Source organism: Streptomyces niphimycinicus (assembly GCF_018883605.1).
GTDB classification, from domain to species: domain Bacteria; phylum Actinomycetota; class Actinomycetes; order Streptomycetales; family Streptomycetaceae; genus Streptomyces; species Streptomyces niphimycinicus.
In genome coordinates this window covers 1-1,365 of sequence record NZ_JAHLEM010000469.1, presented here as the reverse complement: position 1 = coordinate 1,365, position 1,365 = coordinate 1, and the positions used below count along the sequence as shown (strand labels likewise).

Annotated in this window: 1 protein-coding gene; it reads right to left on the bottom strand. The window is 69.0% G+C overall.

The annotated features are described in order from the left end of the window. Positions 1–123: 123 nt before the first annotated feature. Positions 124–1,257: an iron uptake system protein EfeO gene (efeO, locus tag KN815_RS33105; protein WP_216345549.1), complete on the bottom strand. Its 1,134-nt coding sequence runs from the start codon at positions 1,255–1,257 to the stop codon at positions 124–126. Positions 1,258–1,365: the final 108 nt, after the last annotated feature.

The window sequence follows — 1,365 nt, the reverse complement described above, 5'->3', positions numbered from 1 at the left end:
CGCTCAACGCCGCCGCCGCGCCGCCGGCTGCCGCGGCGCCGAGCGCGAGCCCGGCGCCTCCCCAGCCGATCAGCGCCCGGCGGGAGGGAGTCGTGTTGGCCTCGTCGGTCATGCCCGGCCCCCTCACTTGGTGACGACGGCGGCGGCGAGCCGGGAGAGCGGCTCGGCCAGCGCGTTGACCGCGTCGGACAGTTCCTTGCGCTGGGACTCCGTGACGGTGTCGTAGGACACGAAGCCCTTGCCCTCGCGGTACTTGTCCAGCAGCTTCCCGACGGCCGCGAACTGCTTGTCGAGGTCCTTGGCCAGCTCCGGGTCGTTCTTGGCGGCCACCGGCTTGAGCAGCTTGTACGAGGTCTCGGCGCCCTCGAGGTTGCCCTCGAAGTCCACCAGGTCGGTGTGGCTGTAGCGCTCCTCCTCACCGGTGACCTTGCCGGTCTGCACCTCGTCCAGCAGCTCCTTGGCGCCGTTGGCCATGCTGGTGGGGGTGATGTCGGCGGTGCCGACGCGCTTCTGCCAGTCCTTCAGATCCTTGATGAGCCGGTCGGCGAGGGCGTGGTCGGCCGCGGTGATCTTCTTGGCCTGCCACAGCGACTTCTCCAGCCGGTGCCAGCCGGTCCACTTCTGGCCCTTCTCCAGACCGTCCTCGCGCACATCGACCTTGGGGTCGATGTCGCCGAAGGACTCGGCGACCGGCTCGGTGCGCTCCCAGCCGACGCGCGAGGGGGCGTAGAGCTTCTTGGCGCCGTCGATGTCGTCCTTCTTGATCGCGTCGGCGAACTTCTGGGCCACGGGCAGGGTCTCGTCGGCCTGCTGCTGGGCGTAGGCGCGGTACGCGGCCACCGCCTTGTCCAGCTTCGGATCGCGCCCCGCCACCGCGCCCTTGCCGGTGGCGGACACCTTCTGCCGGATGCCGTGCCCCTTCATCCCGGGCTTGCAGGCGATCTCGTACGAACCGGCCTTGATCTCGGCGCTGATCGAGGTGGAGGTGCCGGGCCCGATGTTCTCCCGCTCGGTGACGATCCGGTCGCCCGGGGCGTAGACGTACACCTCGGTCACCTTGGAGCCCTTGTTCTCCACCGCGAGCTTCACATGCCCGGCGGGGAAGGAGGTCTTGGAGACCTCGCACGCGTCGTCCGAGGCGGTGATCTGGACGGCGTCCGAGCCCTTGGCGTCGGACTTCTGGGCGCAGCCGGCGACGGCGGTGATCGTCGCCAGCGCCGATATCGCGGCGACAACGGAGGTGCGAGCGGCTCGCATACGGGCTCCAGACGGAATCAGGGCAGGGCGGACAACGGGCGTCGGATAAGGCCGCCCTAACTTAACTGAGCCTTGCCTGTGTGGATCCTATGCAAGGTCAAGAAGTGG

Coding starts and splice junctions, on each gene's coding strand:
- efeO (WP_216345549.1), bottom strand. CDS start 1,257: ATGCGAGCCGCTCGCACCTCCGTTGTCGCCGCGATATCGGCGCTGGCG.